This window comes from Streptomyces sp. NPDC058246, assembly GCF_042881985.1.
GTDB lineage: Bacteria > Actinomycetota > Actinomycetes > Streptomycetales > Streptomycetaceae > Streptomyces.
This window is the reverse complement of record NZ_JBHVWZ010000002.1, coordinates 144770-161393: the sequence shown is the minus strand read 5'-3', so window position 1 is coordinate 161393 and position 16624 is coordinate 144770. Positions and strand designations below refer to the sequence as shown.

Below are 16624 nucleotides of genomic sequence, written 5' to 3'. Positions count from 1 at the left end.
CCCAGGACGTACTACGTCTACTTCGCGTTGGAACTGCTGGAACTGCTGGAACTGCTGGAACTGCTGGAACTGTCGTAGCTGGTGTAACTGTTGCTGCTGCCACGGCGGTTGGTCCGCCACAGCTGATACAGGTGCTTCGCGCCCGGCCGCACGAAGCGCGCGAGCATCGTGAAGAACGGCCGCAGGTCGTCACCCGCGAGCCAGGCCAGCTCCGTACCGCTCGCGCGAGCCGGCGCGTGCGGGGTCGTATAGCCACTGCGCCGGTAGGCGAGCAGGGCCGGCAGGTCGATGTTCTCCACGATGTACCGGTGGCCGGCGCGCTGTTCCCCCTCTGGAACGGTGCGCCCGGTCAGGTCCAGATGCATGGCACGGACGACGTCGATCCCCGACTCGCTCTCGAAGAGCCGGAACTGCGCGCCCATCCGTGGGTTGAAGTCAAGGAGCTTGTACTGCCCGTCGCGCCGATCGAAGCGCAGGTCCAGGTCGATGACGCCGCTGAAGCCGATCTGTTTGATGAAACGCGCGGCGAGGTCCGCGAGTTCCGGATTGTCGACGACGTACGCATTCGCCGTCATTCCCGCGTGCGGCGGCCAGGAGCGGACTTTCACGCCCGTGAACATCGCGAGCGGCGTCGATTCCGCGTCGAAGTACGCGTGCACGATCCAGTCCTCCGCCTCCTCCCTCGGCAGGTACTCCTGGAGAATCACGCCCGGTCGCGGCCCCCAGTCCCGAGCGAGTGTCAGAAGCCCCTCGCGGGTCGCGATCTTCGTCGTTCCGTTCACCGCGGGGCGGCTGCGGCGCACGAAGGCCTCGCGGTTCTTGGCGACGACCGGGAAGCGCGCCTTCTCGGCGAACGCCGCGATCTCCTCGTACGACTGCGGAAAGGCCGCCGCGGGGCTCGGGATGCCGTGTTCCACGCAGAGTTCGTGCAGCCCCTGCTTGCTGGCGAGGCGGCGCGGGAGCTTTGCGTCCACCCGCGGGAAGAGGAAGCGGTCCCGGAGCTCGTCCTCGTGTTCGGCGATCAGCACGGCGGCCTCTTCGTCCGTCGGGACGAGGACCGTCGGCCGGCCGATCCGGCGACCGATGCGCTGCAACCCCTCGACGAGCCGCTCCGGTTCCTCCGTCCCGGTGGTCGGCCAGACGAAGGCGCGACGCAGATAGCGCGAGGACGCGGCGGGCGTGTAACGGTCCTCCGTGATCGCATACATCGGTATGCCGAGCCGGCCCAGGCTGCGGATGGCTCCCACTCCGCCGTGGTGCAACGGGTAGTCGCCGAACTTCACGATGAGCCCCGGAACGTCCCGGTCGGCGTCGACCGGCACACTGCTGGAGCTCCTGGCCACGGGTCCCCCCACGCGTCCCCCCTACGGACCGGACCCACCCCGTCCGTGTCCCCCAAAGGACGCTAAGCCGGAATTGCCACGTCCGACAAGGCTATTTCGGACATTGCAAACTCTTTAGGCACTGCCACAGCACGGTCACTCCCCCGTAACGTGTGCCCCGACCACACGGAACACATGGATCACTCGGCGCGTACGAATTCCAGTACGAACCGAGCAGGAAACCGAGCACGAGACCGAAAGCGAGGCACCACCCGATGCCCCCCTTCGATGTTCCCGAGGGCGATCCCTTCGGCCCGCACAATCTTCCGTACGGCGTGTTCTCCCGGGCCGGCTCGTCTGAGCGAACCATCGGCGTCAGGCTCGGCGACCACGTACTCGACGCGGGCGCGGCGGCCCGGGCGCTCGGCTCCCCGTACGCCGAGTTGCTGGCGCAACCGACCCTGAACCCGCTGCTCGCGGCGGGCCGCACCGCCTGGTCCGACGTCCGGCGCGCGCTCACCGGCTGGGTGACGGTCCCGGCCCACCGGGAGACCCTCGCACCTCATCTCCACCCCCTCTCCGAGGTGACCCTGCACCTCCCCTTCGACGTGGCGGACTACGTCGACTTCTACGCCTCCGAGAACCACGCCAGGAACGTCGGCCAGATCTTCCGCCCCGACGCCGCCGACTCCCTCACCCCCAACTGGAAGCACCTGCCGATCGGCTATCACGGCCGCTCGGGCACGGTCGTGGTGTCCGGCACGGAGGTCGTCCGTCCCTCGGGCCAGCGCAAGGCGCCCGCCGACCCCGCCCCCCTCTTCGGCCCCTCCGTCCGCCTGGACATCGAGGCGGAGGTCGGCTTCGTGGTCGGCACTCCCTCGGCCATGGGCACGCCCGTCCCGCTCGCCGCCTTCCGCGACCACGTCTTCGGCCTCTGCCTCCTCAACGACTGGTCGGCACGCGACATCCAGGCCTGGGAGTACGTCCCCCTCGGCCCCTTCCTGGGCAAGTCCTTCGCCACCTCGGTGTCGGCGTGGATCACCCCTCTCGACGCCCTGGACGACGCCCGGGTCGCACCCCCGGCCCGCACCCACCCCCTCCTCCCCTACCTCGACGACTCCTCCGACGACCCCGGCGGCTACGACCTCCGCATCTCCGTAGCGATCAACGGCCACGTCGTCTCCGAACCCCCCTTCTCCACCATGTACTGGACGGCCGCCCAGCAACTGGCCCACATGACGGTCAACGGCGCCTCCTTGCGCACCGGCGACCTCTACGGCTCGGGCACCGTCAGCGGCCCCTCGGAGTCCGAACGCGGTTCCCTCCTCGAACTCACCTGGAACGGCCGCGACACCCTCGAACTCCCCGACGGCAAGCGCACCTTCCTGGAGGACGGCGACGAGGTCACCCTGACGGCATGGGCCCCGGGCCCGGGCGGGACACGGGTGGGCCTGGGCGAGGTGAGGGGCCGAATTCTCAGCCCGGCCGGAGAGTCCTAGGCCGGCCGGAGAGTCCTAGCTCGTACGGAGCGTCTTGCGCCGGCCGGAGAGTGTTGCGCCGGCCGGAGAATCTTGCGCCGGCCGGAGAGTCTTGCGCCGGCCGGCGCGTCTTGGGCTGGCCGGCGTTTGAGGACGAGCGCGAAGCGCGATACGGGGGTCTGGGGGCGCAGCCCTCAGACCGCGCCCCCCTGCTCGAGCGAAGCCGAGAGCCTGGGGGAGGGCAGGGGCGGAGGGGGCGAACACCCCCCAAGCCCCACCCACCCGCACGCGCTCCCGCGAGCCACCCCCACTCCCCATCACCGGATCGCCCCAGCGGTGGCAGATCTTGCGGGCGGCGCCGGAAAAACCCAGGTCAGAACGGCCTCGACCGCCCCCACAGGTGGCGCAACACTCCGGCAACACCACGCCAGACCCCCCGTCGGTATCGTCCGACGCATGCCCACCGACCGCATCCGAGACCACGCCGGCCAGGGCGCGACCACCGTCGCCGCCCACCGGCGTCGACTGCGCGCCGACCGGGCCCGGCAACTCGCCGACCTGCTCCGCCACCAGGTGCTGACCGGCGGCTTCCCGGACGGCACCCTGCCGCACGAGGCCGCCATCGGCACCGACTACCGCGCCTCGCGCAACACCGTCCGCCAAGCCCTCGACCTGCTCCGCGCGGAGGGCCTGGTGGAACGGCTCCCCGGCGTCGGCACGGTCGTCGTCGCCCAGAAGTACCCGCACGGACTCGACCGATTGATGGGACTCGCGGAGACCCTGCGCGAACACGGCCAGGTCACCAACGAAGTCCGCACCGTCGGCCCCGTGGCCGCGCCCGCCCCGGTGGCCGACCGCCTCCGCATCGCCCCCGGCTCCGACGTCCTGTACATCGAACGTCTGCGCCGCCTCGACGGCCTCCCCCTCTCCCTCGACCTCACCTACATCCCCCTCGACCTCGGCGCCGCCCTGCTGGGTGCCGATCTGGAGAACACCGATGTCTTCCGCCTCCTGGAAGCCATCGCCGGGCAGCCCCTCGGGCACGCCGACATCACCCTGGAGGCCGTGAACGCGGACGTGCACTCCGCTGCCGTACTGCAGGCCCCGCGCGGCACCGCCGTACTCATGCTGGAACGCCTGACGCACCTCGCCGACGGCCGCCCCGTCGACCTGGAGTTCATCCGCTTCCGCGGCGACCGCATCACGATGAGCGGTCAACTCCGCCGCGCGCGCTGACCCCACCCCGCCCGACCCCACTCCGCCCGACCCCACCCTTCCCCGCAGGACCTTCCTGGAGACAGCCATGCCCTTGGTGCCCCAGCGGGCCGACGTGCCCGTGACCATCGACGAGTCGAAGTGCATCGACGGCTGCACGCTCTGTGTGGACATGTGCCCGCTGGACTCCCTCGCCATCGACGAGAACAACGGCAAGGCGTACATGCACATCGACGAGTGCTGGTACTGCGGCCCGTGCGCGGCCCGATGCCCCACCGGGGCGGTCACGGTCAACATGCCCTATCTCCTCCGGTGAGAGGTTCGAACTCCCATGACGCACAAAGCACTTGCCGCTCTGGTCACGGCAGCCCTCGTACTCCCCCTCACCGCCTGCGGCGCAGACACCGGGTCCGGCGGCGGCTCCACGGTCACCGTCACGATCGGCTACCAGTCCAAGACGATCAACACCGTGACGGCGGGAACCCTGCTGCGCACGCTCGGCTACTTCGAAAAGGAGTTGAACTCTCTCGGAGACGGCACCACCTACAAGGTGAACTGGCAGGACTACGCGACCGGCGCGCCGATCACCGCCCAGATGACCGCCGGAAAGATCGACATCGGCTCGATGGGCGACTTTCCGCTCCTCATCAACGCGGCCCGCGGCAAACAACTCGGGCGCCCCACCCACCTGGTCTCCGTCACCGGCTACAACCTCCACGGCGGCCTCAACACCATCGTCACCGCGCCGGGTTCGAAGCTCCGTTCGCTGAATGACCTGCGCGGCAAGAAGGTGTCGACCAGTGTCGGCTCGGCCGCCGACGGCACCCTCGTACGGGCCCTCCAGCGCGCCGGAATCGACCCGGACAAAGGCATCGAGAAGCTCAACCAGCAGCCCGCGGTGGGCACTTCGGCCCTCGCGGCGGGCAGCACGGACGCGCTCTCCCAGTTCGTCGCCTGGCCCGGTCTGCTCGCCTACCAGGGCAAGGCGAAGGCCCTGTACGACGGCGCCGAACTGAACCTGCCGACCTTCCACGGCGTCACCGCCCGCGAGGACTTCGCGAAGAAGCACCCGGCCGTCCTCGAGGCCTTCCTGAAGGCCCAGTCGGACGCGACGACCTATCTCCACGACCACCCGGTGGCCGCAGCGGAGAAGGTCGCGAAGGCGACCGGCCTGCCCGCCGAGGTCGTCTACCTCTACAACGGCGCTCATGGCATCGCCACCTTCGACCCTGCGCTGCAACCGAGCCTGGTCTCCGCCCTCAAGAAGGACGTCGCCGTCCTGAAGTCGGCGAAGCTCGTCGGCGACGTGGACGTGGACGCCTTCGTCGACGACCAGTACGTCAAGCGCGCCCTCGGCCCGACCGCGTACGCCGACCAGCTCGCCGCGACGCCCCCACCGGCCGCCGGCGAGGCATGGTCCAAGGGCTCCACCACGACTCGTACCTTCAACTCCCCCGTCTCCCTTCTCCGTTACGTGGCCGCGCATCGCACCTCCCTCCGTGCCGCGTACGTCCCCGACGCCACCACCGGCACCCTCTGGTTCGCCGACAAGGCGGTATGGGTGGCCGACGGCGACGACCTGCGCCCGTTCGTCACGGCGGCGACCGCGCAGAAGTACATCGCCGGCCACCAGGGCGCGCGCACGATCTCGTACACCGCCGCCCTGGAGCGGGCGTCATGACCCGGTATCTCGTCAGGGCCGCGTCGCTCGCCGCGGCCCTGACCGCCTGGCAGCTGCTGACCAGCCTGAACGTCGACCTCTGGCTGCGCTTCTCGCAGTTCCCGACCGTCGCCGACGTGGCCCGCGCCTTCGGCGACCGGCTCGGCGGCGACGACTACTGGACGGATCTCACCGACAGCCTCACCCGGATCCTCACCGGCTTCCTGCTGGCAGCCATGCTCGGCGTGGCCACCGGCGTGACCGTGGCACGCTCCCGCCTCGCCGAGGACCTGATCGGTCCGGTCCTGGAAGTGGTCCGCCCGATCCCGGCCATCGCGCTCGTCCCGGTCGCGATCCTCCTCTTCCCGAGCAACGAACAGGGCATCGTCTTCATCACCTGCACCGCCGCCTTCTTCCCTGTCCTGGTCTCCACCCGGCACGCGGTGCGCGCGCTGACTCCCGTGTGGGAGGAGGCGGTGCGCACGATGGGCGGCGGCCGCTGGCGGGTGCTCGGCTCGGTGGTCCTGCCGGGCGCCCTCCCTGGGATCTTCAGCGGCCTCTCGGTCGGCATCGGCGTCTCGTGGATCTGTGTCATCTCCGCCGAGATGATCTCCGGGCAGTACGGCGTCGGCTATCGCACCTGGCAGGACTACACCGTCGTCGACTACCCCGGTGTCTTCGTCGGCATGGTCACGATCGGGGTGCTCGGCTGGGTCACCTCCACGGCCGTCGAACGCGTGGGGCGGTGGCTCACCCGCTGGCTGCCGCGCACGGAGTACGTCACCGGCGCGCCCGTACGCAAGGCTGCGGCCCCGGTCTCCCCCACGCCGGCACCGGTACGCCCCGAGGGGGTGCGCGATGAGCACCTCGTCTGAGACCGGGACGTCCGTCGCCGAGACGGAGTCGCCGGTCGCCGGGACCGGCGCACCCATCGCCACGCGCGGCACCCGCCTCTCCCTCGGGAACGCCTCGCTCGGCCGCCCCGGCGCCCCCGTCCTCGAAGGAGTCGACCTCGCCATCACCCCTGGCGAGATCATCACGGTCGTCGGCCCCTCGGGCTGCGGCAAGTCGACCCTGTTGCGCACCCTCGCCGGACTGTTGCCCGCCCTCGCCGGAACGGTCACCCAGGACGGCCGCCCCCTGGTGGGCCCCGCCGCCGACCGAGCGCTCGTCTTCCAGGAGGACGCCCTCCTGCCTTGGCGCACCCTGCGCGCCAACATCGAACTCCCTTTGGTCATCAAGGGGTTGCCGCGGACCGAGCGCCGCGCCCAGGCCGACTCCTGGCTTGCCCGTGTCGGACTCACCGGCCGCGAACGGCAGTTGCCGCACCGCGTCTCCGGCGGCCAGCGCCAACGAGTCCAACTCGCCCGCGCCCTCGCCGGAGCACCCCGCGCCGTCCTCATGGATGAGCCCTTCGGTGCCCTCGACGCCCAGACCCGCGCCGGCATGCAGGACCTCCTCGTCGAGGTACTGCGCGGCACCGGTGCGACCGTCGTCTTCGTGACCCACGACGTGGACGAGGCGCTGTTCCTCGGCGACCGGGTCGCGCTGCTCGGCTCCGGACGCCCGCTCGTCGGAGGCGGGACCGGCGCGCCCGATGGCTCCGGCAGCCCCGGCGGCTCCGGGAGCCCCAGCAGCCCCGGCAGGCTTCTCGCCGTACGCGAAGTCCCGCGCCCCCGTGAGCGATCCGCACTCGACGACCCGGCGACGCTGTCCCTGCGCCGCGAGGTCCTCACGTCCCTCAGCACCTGAAAGGCACCCTCGTGGACACCCCCGTGCAGATCCCCTCGCTCGCGAACGCCGAAGAACTCTCCTGCGACGTCCTCGTCATCGGCGGCGGCACGGCCGGCACCATGGCGGCCCTCACCGCCGCCGAGCACGGGGCCGACGTCCTCCTCCTGGAGAAGGCACACGTGCGCCACTCCGGTGCCCTCGCCATGGGCATGGACGGAGTCAACAACGCGGTCATCCCCGGCCGCGCCGAACCCGACGACTACGTCGCCGAGATCACCCGCGCCAACGACGGCATCGTCGACCAGTCCACCGTCCGCCAGACCGCGACCCGCGGCTTCGCGATGGTGCGGCGCCTGGAGTCGTACGGCGTGAAGTTCGAGAAGGACGAGCTCGGCGAGTACGCGGTCCGCCAGGTCCACCGCTCCGGCTCGTACGTGCTGCCGATGCCCGAGGGCAAGGACGTCAAGAAGGTGCTCTACCGGCAACTGCGGCGCCGCGAGATGCGCGAGCGCATCCGCATCGAGAACCGCGTGATGCCGGTGCGGGTCCTCACGGCGGACGGCCGCGCGGTCGGGGCCGCCGGCTTCAACACCCGCACAGGCGGCTTCGTCTCGGTCCGCGCCGGTGCCGTCATCCTCACGACCGGCGCCTGCGGCCGCCTCGGCCTGCCCGCCTCCGGCTACCTCTACGGGACGTACGAAAACCCCACCAACGCCGGTGACGGCTACGCCATGGCCTACCACGCCGGCGCCGAGCTCACCGGCATCGAGTGCTTCCAGATCAACCCGCTGATCAAGGACTACAACGGCCCCGCCTGCGCGTACGTCGCCAACCCCTTCGGCGGCTACCAGGTCAACCGGCACGGCGAACGCTTCGTCGACTCCGACTACTGGTCGGGCCAGATGATGGCGGAGTTCGCCGCGGAGATCGCCTCCGACCGGGGCCCGGTGTACCTCAAGCTCAGCCACCTTCCCGAGGAGTCGATCAGCGCCCTCGAATCCATCCTGCACACCACGGAACGCCCCACCCGTGGCACCTTCCACGCCGGGCGCGGTCACGACTACCGCACCCACGACATCGAGATGCACATCTCCGAGATCGGCCTGTGCGGCGGCCACTCCGCTTCCGGCGTACGGGTCGACGACCACGCCCGTACGACCGTGCCGCGCCTGTACGCCGCCGGGGATCTGGCCTGCGTCCCCCACAACTACATGATCGGCGCGTTCGTCTTCGGCGACCTCGCGGGCGCGGACGCGGCCCGATACAAGCCCTACGAGGGCGAATTGCCGCAGGACCAACTCCGCGACGCGCACGAGCTGGTCTACCGCCCGCTGCGCAACCCGGACGGCCCCCCGCAGCCCCAGGTCGAATACAAACTCCGCCGCTTCGTGAACGACTACGTGGCCCCGCCGAAGTCCGGCGCCCGGCTCTCGCTCGCCCTGGAGGCGTTCGAGCGGATGCGTACGGACATCGCGGAGATGGGTGCCCGCACTCCGCACGAGCTGATGCGGTGCGCGGAGGTCACCTTCATCCGCGACTGCGCGGAGATGGCCGCGCGTGCCTCGCTCGCCCGCACGGAATCGCGCTGGGGTCTCTACCACGACCGCACCGACCATCCCGCGCGCGACGACGCCTCCTGGTTCCACCACCTCGACCTGCACAAGTCCCCCTCCGGCTCCATGGAGTTCACGGCCCGACCCGTGGCCCCCTATCTCGTCCCCGTCCCCGACTTCACCCCGACCGGCGGCCCCTCCCGGCACCTCGGCGAGGTCCACCCCGAGGGGGTGGCCACGGCGGGTGCACGTGATGCGGCACCGGTGGCTTCTCAGCCGGCGGTCACCGACGTCCCCGACGCCACCACCAGCAGCCACCCGGACGCGGACGCCGACTCCTCCCCCCGCCTGCTCCAGCTCCTCACCCTCTCCGAAGAAGAATCCGAACTCTCCGCCCTGCGGCCCTACTTGGACGACCCCGCTCCCGCCGTCCGGCGGGCGGCCGTCGCCGTACTCACCGAGACCGTGCCGCCCGGTACCGGTCCCGCCCTCGCCGCCGCGCTCCGCGACCCGCACGGCGACGTACGGGCCGCCGCGGCGGCCTCGCTGCGCGAGCTGGTCGAGACGCTGCCGCCCGAGGGCGAACTGCGCGACGGCCTCGCCTCCGCCCTGGTCGAGGCCGACCCCGTCGTGCGCGCCGCCGCCCTGGACGTCCTGCGGGCGCTGCGCCTGGGTGACGCGGCGCTGTTCGCGGACGCCCTGGCGGATTCCGACATCGCGGTCCGAATCGAGGCCGTACGCGCCCTCGTCTCGGTCGACGCCGCGGAGCACCTGGCCCGGGCGGCGGCGGACCCCTCCCGCGAGGTCCGCGTCACCGTCGCCAAGGCGCTGGCCAACGTGACCCCTGGAAGGCCCGTCGAGGACACCCTCGATCAACTCACCGAGGACCCCGACGCCCTGGTCCGGGCGGCGGCCTTCGAGTCGCTTGCGGTCACAGGGTGCTCGGCCCTGCTGGCCGCACGCGCCGTCGCCGCTCAGGCCGACCCCGCCTGGCAGGTACGGGCCGGCGCCGCCACCGCACTGTCCGGCACCGCTGCCGACGTGGCCGTCCCCTCCCTGGCCAAGGTCCTCGGCGATCCGAACGCCGACGTCCGCAAGGCTGCCGTACTCGCACTGGTGCGCCACGCCGCTGCCGACGAGGACGCCCGCACAGCGCTGGCCACGGCCGTGGCGGACCCCGACGCGGACGTCAGGGCGTATGCGTCACGGGCGCTGTGACGCCGCGCCGCGCGCCACTGCCACCGTGTCCAAGGGCATCCGGCGTGGATGCCGGCGGCGGGGTGGGCCGCGCAGCCAGACGCCTACCGGGTGCCGCTGTGCCCACCCGTGCCGCCGTGAGCGGCACGCATGACCGCAGCTACGACGGCCGCGACGGCACCCGCCCCTCTATCCAGTCCTCCGCCTCCGGCTCCACGTCCATCCCGCCCTATATCCAGTCCTCCGGCTCCGGCTCCGCGTCCATCTCGGGCCAGTCCGGATCCGGGGCCTCGTCGGGGGCGGCGTCCGCCACTGCTCCGGGGGCGCCCAGCGAGGCAAGCACCCCCAGCACCCCCTCCCCGTACGTCGCCAGCTTCTTCTCACCGACACCACCGATGGTGCCCAGCTCGGCCACCGAGCCGGGCCACACCGTGGCGATCTCGCGGAGCGTGGCGTCGTGGAAGATGACGTACGCCGGGACGCCCTGCTCACGGGCCTGTTCGGCCCGCCAGGCGCGCAGGGCCTCGAAGGCGGGGACGAGCTCCGGTGAGAGCTCGGCCACGGCGGTCTTGGCCTTGCGCTCGCCCTTGGCGGACGAGGAGGACGACGAGCGGGACACCGTCGGCTTCGCCGGCTCCTTGCGCAACGGCACGTCCCGCTCGCGCCGCAGCACCGTCCCGCTGGCCTCGGTCAGCACCAGCGTCCCGTACTCCCCCTCGACCGCGAGCAGCCCCTGGGCCAGCAACTGCCGCACGACGCCCCGCCATTCGGCCTCGGACAGCTCCTCGCCGATACCGAAGACGGACAGCTGGTCGTGGTCGAACTGGATCACCTTGGCGGTCCGGCGCCCCAGCAGGATGTCGACGATCTGCACCGCGCCGAACTTCTGCCCCCGCTCCCGCTGCAACCGCACCACGGTCGACAGCAGCTTCTGCGCCGCCACCGTGCCGTCCCAGGTCTCGGGCGGCGCCAGGCACGTGTCACAGTTGCCGCAGGCGGGGGTGTGCGGGTCCTGGCCGAAGTAGGCCAGGAGCTGGGAGCGCCGGCACTGGACCGTCTCGCACAGCGCCAGCATCGAGTCCAGGTGGGCGGCCGCCCGGCGGCGGAACGCCTCGTCGCCCTCCGAGCCCTGGATCAGCTTGCGCTGCTGGACGACGTCCTGAAGGCCGTACGCCATCCAGGCCGTGGACGGCAGTCCGTCGCGGCCCGCGCGCCCTGTCTCCTGGTAGTAGCCCTCCACCGACTTCGGCAGGTCGAGGTGGGCCACGAACCGTACGTCCGGCTTGTCGATGCCCATGCCGAAGGCGATGGTGGCGACCACCACCAGGCCCTCTTCGCGCAGGAAGCGCGACTGATGGGCGGCGCGGGTGCCCGAGTCCAGGCCCGCGTGGTACGGCACCGCCTCGATGCCGTTGCGGGAGAGGAACTCGGCGGTCTTCTCCACTGAGTTGCGCGAGAGGCAGTAGACGATGCCCGCGTCGCCCGCGTGCTCGTCGCGCAGGAAGGACAGCAGCTGCTTCTTGGGGTCGGCCTTCGGGACGATCCGGTACTGGATGTTGGGCCGGTCGAAGCTCGCCTCGAAATGGCGGGCCTTCGGCATGCCCAGGCGCTGGGTGATCTCCTTGTGCGTCGCGCGTGTGGCCGTGGCCGTCAACGCGATCCGCGGGACCTCCGGCCAGCGCTCACCCAGCAGCGAAAGGGCCAGATAGTCAGGGCGGAAGTCATGACCCCACTGGGCCACACAGTGCGCCTCGTCGATCGCGAAGACGGAGATCTTCGCGCGGGAGAGCAGGTCGAGGGTGGTGTCGAGCCGCAGTCGCTCAGGGGCCAGATAGAGCAGGTCCAGCTCTCCGGCCAGGAACTCCGCCTCAACCGTCCGCCGCTCGTCGAAGTCCTGCGTGGAGTTCATGAACCCGGCGCGCACGCCCAGCGCGCGCAGCGCGTCCACCTGGTCCTGCATCAGCGCGATGAGGGGGGACACCACGACGCCCGTACCCGGTCTGACCAGCGCCGGAATCTGGTAGCAGAGCGACTTGCCGCCACCCGTCGGCATCAGGACGACGGCGTCACCGCCCGTCACCACATGCTCGATGATCGCTTCCTGCTCGCCGCGGAATGCGTCGTACCCGAAGACCCGGTGGAGCGTGGCCAGTGCCTCGCTGTCACCCAGGGGCTCCGTCATGTCCGCTCCGGTCATCACACCTGTCCCGCCCGTCCCGCTCATCGCCCGTCGTCCCCCGTATGTCGCGCTTCGCCCACGACAGCCACCATAGGGCTCCGCACCGACAGCCTCAGAGTTATCCACAGGCTGCGACCGTACGGCTTCGGTACGCACCGACGCCCGGCTCTCCCCGCGCTCCCCCGGACGGCGCACTCTGTCGGCGTTCAGCCCGTTGGCCCCTTCCGCATGGCGACCCCTCGAGACCACGGGACATGCTGCTCGGGCGGGAGGCGGGGGCCCGTGCCCGACGGACCGGCGCCGGCCCGTACGCCGCTCGTACCTCTCGTACCTCTCGCACCCCTCGCGCCTCTCGCGCCTCTCGCGCCTCTAGGAGTCATCGCATGACCCAGCGCCCCCTCAGGACCGCCATCGCCCTCGCGACGGCCGCTGTCGCCTCGCTCTCCCTGGCCCCCGTCCCCGCTCACGCCGTCGCGGACGACTCCGCCGACCCGAGAGTCCAGGTGCAGCTGGCCGAGGCGTACGCCGCGACGGCGAAGTACCTCTATGAACCGAACGCCGTCGCCGACGGATACGTCCCCGACCGGTGCTCCGACGACCCCATGGGCCACGGCAGCATGGGTTACCACTACTTCAAGGAATCCCTTTACGGCTCGACCGACCCGGCGAAGCCCGCGGCTCTCCTCTACGAGGACGGCGCGGGCGGGAAACGCAGGCTCGCCGGAGTGGAGTGGATCGTTCCGGACCACGACCAGAACCTGAAGACGGACGACGACAGGCCCTCGATGTTCGGCGGCCGGAAGTTCGACGGTCCGATGCCCGGCCACACCCCCACCATGCCGATCCACTACGACCTGCACGTCTGGCTCTACAAGGACAACCCCAACGGCCTCTTCGACCGGTGGAATCCCACGGTGAAGTGCACACCGAGCACAGCCACTTCGACGCACTCCGCCCACGCAGCCCAGTGAACACGCCGCGGGCCTCGCTCCCGAGGAGGGAGCGAGGCCCGGCACTTTCGTGGTTCGCAGGCCCGGCACTTTCGTGGTTCAGCGGACCTTCGTGGTTCAGCGGACGAAGACTCCCGCCTGGCCCGCCAGGTCGAGGAAGTACTGCGGCGCCACACCCAGCACCAGCGTGACCGCCACGCCCACCCCGATCGCCGTCATCGTCAGCGGCGACGGCACGGCGACGGTCGGGCCCTCCGGCCGCGGCTCGCTGAAGAACATCAGCACGATCACGCGGATGTAGAAGAACGCCGCGATCGCCGAGGAGATCACACCGACCACGACCAGCGCGCCCGCGCCGCCCTCCGCCGCCGCCTTGAACACGGCGAACTTTCCGGCGAAACCTGAGGTCAGCGGGATGCCCGCGAAGGCCAGCAGGAAGACCGCGAACACGGCCGCCACCAGCGGGGACCTGCGTCCGAGACCGGCCCACTTGGAGAGGTGTGTGGCCTCGCCACCCGCGTCCCGTACGAGCGTGACGACCGCGAAGGCACCGATCGTGACGAACGAGTACGCGCCCAGGTAGAAGAGCACGGACGAGACTCCGTCCGGCGAGGTCGCGATGACACCGGCGAGGATGAATCCGGCGTGCGCGATCGACGAGTACGCCAGGAGCCGCTTGATGTCGGTCTGGGTGATCGCGACGATCGCACCGCCCAGCATGGTGACGATCGCGACGGCCCACATCACCGGCCGCCAGTCCCAGCGCAGGCCCGGCAGGACGACGTACAGCAGGCGCAGCAGCGCGCCGAAGGCGGCCACCTTCGTCGCCGCGGCCATGAAGCCGGTGACCGGTGTCGGCGCGCCCTGGTAGACGTCCGGCGTCCACATGTGGAACGGCACCGCGCCGACCTTGAAGAGCAGGCCCATGACGACCATGGCGGCGCCGATGAGCAGCAGCGCGTCGTTGCCCATGGTGCCGGCGAGGGCCGGGTCGACGTTCGTGATCGTGCCGTCGACGACCTGCGCGATCGTCGCGTACGACACGGAGCCCGCGTAGCCGTACAGCAGGGCGATGCCGAAGAGCGTGAACGCGGAGGCGAAGGCGCCGAGCAGGAAGTACTTGACCGCGGCCTCCTGCGACATGAGCCGCTTGCGGCGGGCCACCGCGCACAGCAGATACAACGGCAACGAGAACACTTCCAGCGCGACGAACAGCGTCAGGAGGTCGTTGGCCGACGGGAAGACCAGCATGCCGCTGATCGCGAAGAGCAGGAGCGGGAACACCTCGGTGGTGGTGAACCCGGCCTTCACGGCGGCCTTCTCGCTGTCGCTGCCGGGCACGGACGCGGCCTGCGCGGCGAACGAGTCGACGCGGTTGCCGTGCGCCTCCGGGTCCAGGCGCCGCTCGGCGAAGGTGAAGACACCGAGGATGCCCGCCAGCAGGATCGTGCCCTGGAGGAACAGGGCCGGCCCGTCGACGGCGATCGCGCCCATCGCCGCGATATGCGCCTTGGTGGTGCCGTATCCGCCCGCCGCGAGCGCGACGACCGCGGCGAACGCGGCGGCCAGCGCGACGACGGAGACGAACACCTGCGCGTAGTAGCGCGACTTGCGCGGCACGAACGCCTCGATCAGCACCCCGACGATCGCCGCGCCGATGACGATCAAGGTGGGCGACAATTGCCCGTATTCGATCTTCGGCGCGTCGATCTTGGAGATCGGGTCGGCCGCGGTTGTCCACAGGCTGTGGACGGCTGCTGCGCTCACTTGGCCGCCTCCACCTCGGGCTTGGGGTCCGTCTTGTGTACGTCTGACATGGTCTGCTTGACCGCCGGGTTGACGATGTCGGTGACCGGCTTCGGGTAGACGCCCAGGAAGATCAGCAGAGCGATCAGCGGGGCGACCACCAGGAGCTCGCGCACCCTGAGGTCGGGCATCTCGGCGACCTCGGCCTTCACCGGGCCCGTCATCGTCCGCTGGTAGAGGACGAGCGTGTAGAGCGCGGCGAGGACGATGCCGAAGGTGGCGATGATGCCGACGACCGGGTAGCGCGTGAACGTGCCCACCAGGACGAGGAATTCACTCACGAAGGGCGCGAGCCCGGGGAGCGAGAGGGTCGCGAGACCGCCGATCAGGAAGGTGCCCGCGAGCACCGGGGCCACTTTCTGCACCCCTCCGTAGTCGGCGATCAGGCGCGAACCGCGCCGCGAGATCAGGAAGCCCGCCACCAGCATCAGGGCGGCGGTCGAGATCCCGTGGTTGACCATGTACAGCGTCGCGCCCGACTGGCCCTGGCTCGTCATCGCGAAGATGCCCAGGATGATGAACCCGAAGTGCGAGATCGACGCGTACGCGACCAGCCGCTTGATGTCCCGCTGGCCGACCGCGAGCAGCGCACCGTAGATGATGCTGATGAGCGCCAGTACGAGGATGACCGGCGTCGCCCACTTACTCGCCTCCGGGAACAGCTGGAGGCAGAAGCGGAGCATCGCGAAGGTGCCCACCTTGTCGACGACCGCCGTGATCAGTACGGCGACCGGGGCGGTGGCCTCACCCATGGCGTTGGGCAGCCAGGTGTGCAGCGGCCACAGCGGCGCCTTCACCGCGAACGCGAAGAAGAAGCCGAGGAAGAGCCACCGCTCCGTGCTGGTCGCCATGTGCAGCGAACCGTTGGCGCGGGCCTGCGCGATCTCCTGGAGCGAGAAGTTCCCGGCCACTACGTAGAGACCGATCACCGCGGCCAGCATGATCAGGCCGCCGACCAGGTTGTAGAGGAGGAACTTCACGGCGGCGTACGACCGTTGCGTCGCGGCCGCCTCGTCACCGTGCTCGTGGGCGCGGTCTCCGAAGCCGCCGATGAGGAAGTACATCGGGATGAGCATGGCTTCGAAGAAGATGTAGAAGAGGAAGACGTCGGTGGCCTCGAAGGAGATGATCACCATCGCCTCGACGGCCAGGATCAGGGCGAAGAAGCCCTGTGTGGGCCGCCAGCGCCTGCTTCCGGTCTCGTGCGGGTCGGCGTCGTGCCAGCCCGCGAGGATCACGAACGGGATGAGCAGCGCCGTGAGCGCGACGAGCGCCACCGCGATGCCGTCCACCCCCAGCTCGTACCGCACCCCGAAGTCCTTGATCCAGGAGTGCGATTCGGTGAGCTGGTAACGGTCGCCGCCGGGCTCGAAGCGGACCAGGACGATCGCGGCGAGCACCAGCGTGGCGAGCGAGACGAGCAGCGCCAGCCACTTGGCGGCGACACGCTGCGCGGCCGGCACGGCGGCCGTGGCGATCGCCCCGAGGGCCGGGAGCGCCGCTGTCGCTGTCAGCAGTGGAAAGGACATC

Annotated in this window: 12 protein-coding genes; 8 read left to right on the top strand and 4 right to left on the bottom strand. The window is 70.6% G+C overall.

The genetic code is table 11. The features are described from left to right. Nucleotides 1-17: 17 nt before the first annotated feature. Nucleotides 18-1322, bottom strand: coding sequence for an ATP-grasp domain-containing protein (locus ACFVXA_RS03220; RefSeq protein ID WP_362018678.1), 1305 nt, complete (start codon nucleotides 1320-1322; stop codon nucleotides 18-20). A 275-nt stretch (nucleotides 1323-1597) separates the two neighbouring features. On the opposite strand from ACFVXA_RS03220, the gene fahA reads away from it, so the two are divergent. The 7 genes from fahA (at nucleotide 1598) to ACFVXA_RS03185 (ending at nucleotide 10180) form a co-directional block, all read left to right on the top strand. Then, nucleotides 1598-2821 (top strand): fumarylacetoacetase, encoded by a 1224-nt coding sequence (gene fahA / locus ACFVXA_RS03215; RefSeq protein ID WP_390023649.1) that lies wholly within the window; start codon nucleotides 1598-1600, stop codon nucleotides 2819-2821. Nucleotides 2822-3256: 435 nt separating this feature from the next. Next, a complete protein-coding gene (locus ACFVXA_RS03210; RefSeq protein WP_362018674.1) occupies nucleotides 3257-4036 on the top strand; it encodes a GntR family transcriptional regulator in 780 nt (259 codons plus the stop codon). A gap of 67 nt (nucleotides 4037-4103) precedes the next feature. Then, the gene (locus ACFVXA_RS03205) at nucleotides 4104-4331 is read left to right on the top strand and encodes a ferredoxin family protein (RefSeq protein ID WP_362018672.1); all 228 of its coding nucleotides are present in this window, start codon (nucleotides 4104-4106) and stop codon (nucleotides 4329-4331) included. 15 nt (nucleotides 4332-4346) lie between these two features. Next, nucleotides 4347-5696 carry an ABC transporter substrate-binding protein gene (locus ACFVXA_RS03200; protein ID WP_390023646.1) on the top strand — a complete coding sequence of 450 codons (1350 nt, stop codon included), beginning with the start codon at nucleotides 4347-4349 and terminating at the stop codon, nucleotides 5694-5696. Continuing rightward, complete coding sequence (locus ACFVXA_RS03195) at nucleotides 5693-6550, top strand: ABC transporter permease (protein ID WP_389747900.1); 858 nt, start codon at nucleotides 5693-5695, stop codon at nucleotides 6548-6550. Before ACFVXA_RS03200 ends, ACFVXA_RS03195 begins: the two co-directional genes overlap by 4 nt. Beyond that, nucleotides 6534-7427, top strand: coding sequence for an ABC transporter ATP-binding protein (locus ACFVXA_RS03190; RefSeq protein WP_390023644.1), 894 nt, complete (start codon nucleotides 6534-6536; stop codon nucleotides 7425-7427). Before ACFVXA_RS03195 ends, ACFVXA_RS03190 begins: the two co-directional genes overlap by 17 nt. Nucleotides 7428-7438: 11 nt before the next feature. Further along, nucleotides 7439-10180 (top strand): fumarate reductase/succinate dehydrogenase flavoprotein subunit, encoded by a 2742-nt coding sequence (locus ACFVXA_RS03185; protein ID WP_390023642.1) that lies wholly within the window; start codon nucleotides 7439-7441, stop codon nucleotides 10178-10180. A 208-nt stretch (nucleotides 10181-10388) separates the two neighbouring features. Here the strand turns inward: ACFVXA_RS03185 and recQ are convergent, their stop codons facing one another. After that, nucleotides 10389-12383, bottom strand: coding sequence for a DNA helicase RecQ (recQ, locus tag ACFVXA_RS03180; RefSeq protein WP_390023640.1), 1995 nt, complete (start codon nucleotides 12381-12383; stop codon nucleotides 10389-10391). A 338-nt stretch (nucleotides 12384-12721) separates the two neighbouring features. Between recQ and ACFVXA_RS03175 the strand changes: the two genes are divergently transcribed. Further along, on the top strand, nucleotides 12722-13309 hold the full coding sequence (locus tag ACFVXA_RS03175) for a hypothetical protein (protein ID WP_362018664.1): 588 nt from the start codon (nucleotides 12722-12724) through the stop codon (nucleotides 13307-13309). A gap of 96 nt (nucleotides 13310-13405) precedes the next feature. Here ACFVXA_RS03175 and nuoN read toward each other — a convergent pair whose 3' ends face one another. Together nuoN and ACFVXA_RS03165 are read right to left on the bottom strand one after the other, a co-directional pair. Then, complete coding sequence (nuoN, locus tag ACFVXA_RS03170; RefSeq protein WP_362018663.1) at nucleotides 13406-15055, bottom strand: NADH-quinone oxidoreductase subunit NuoN; 1650 nt, start codon at nucleotides 15053-15055, stop codon at nucleotides 13406-13408. Next, nucleotides 15052-16623 carry an NADH-quinone oxidoreductase subunit M gene (locus ACFVXA_RS03165; RefSeq protein ID WP_362018662.1) on the bottom strand — a complete coding sequence of 524 codons (1572 nt, stop codon included), beginning with the start codon at nucleotides 16621-16623 and terminating at the stop codon, nucleotides 15052-15054. The genes nuoN and ACFVXA_RS03165 overlap by 4 nt, the downstream gene beginning before the upstream one ends. Nucleotide 16624 lies beyond the last annotated feature (1 nt).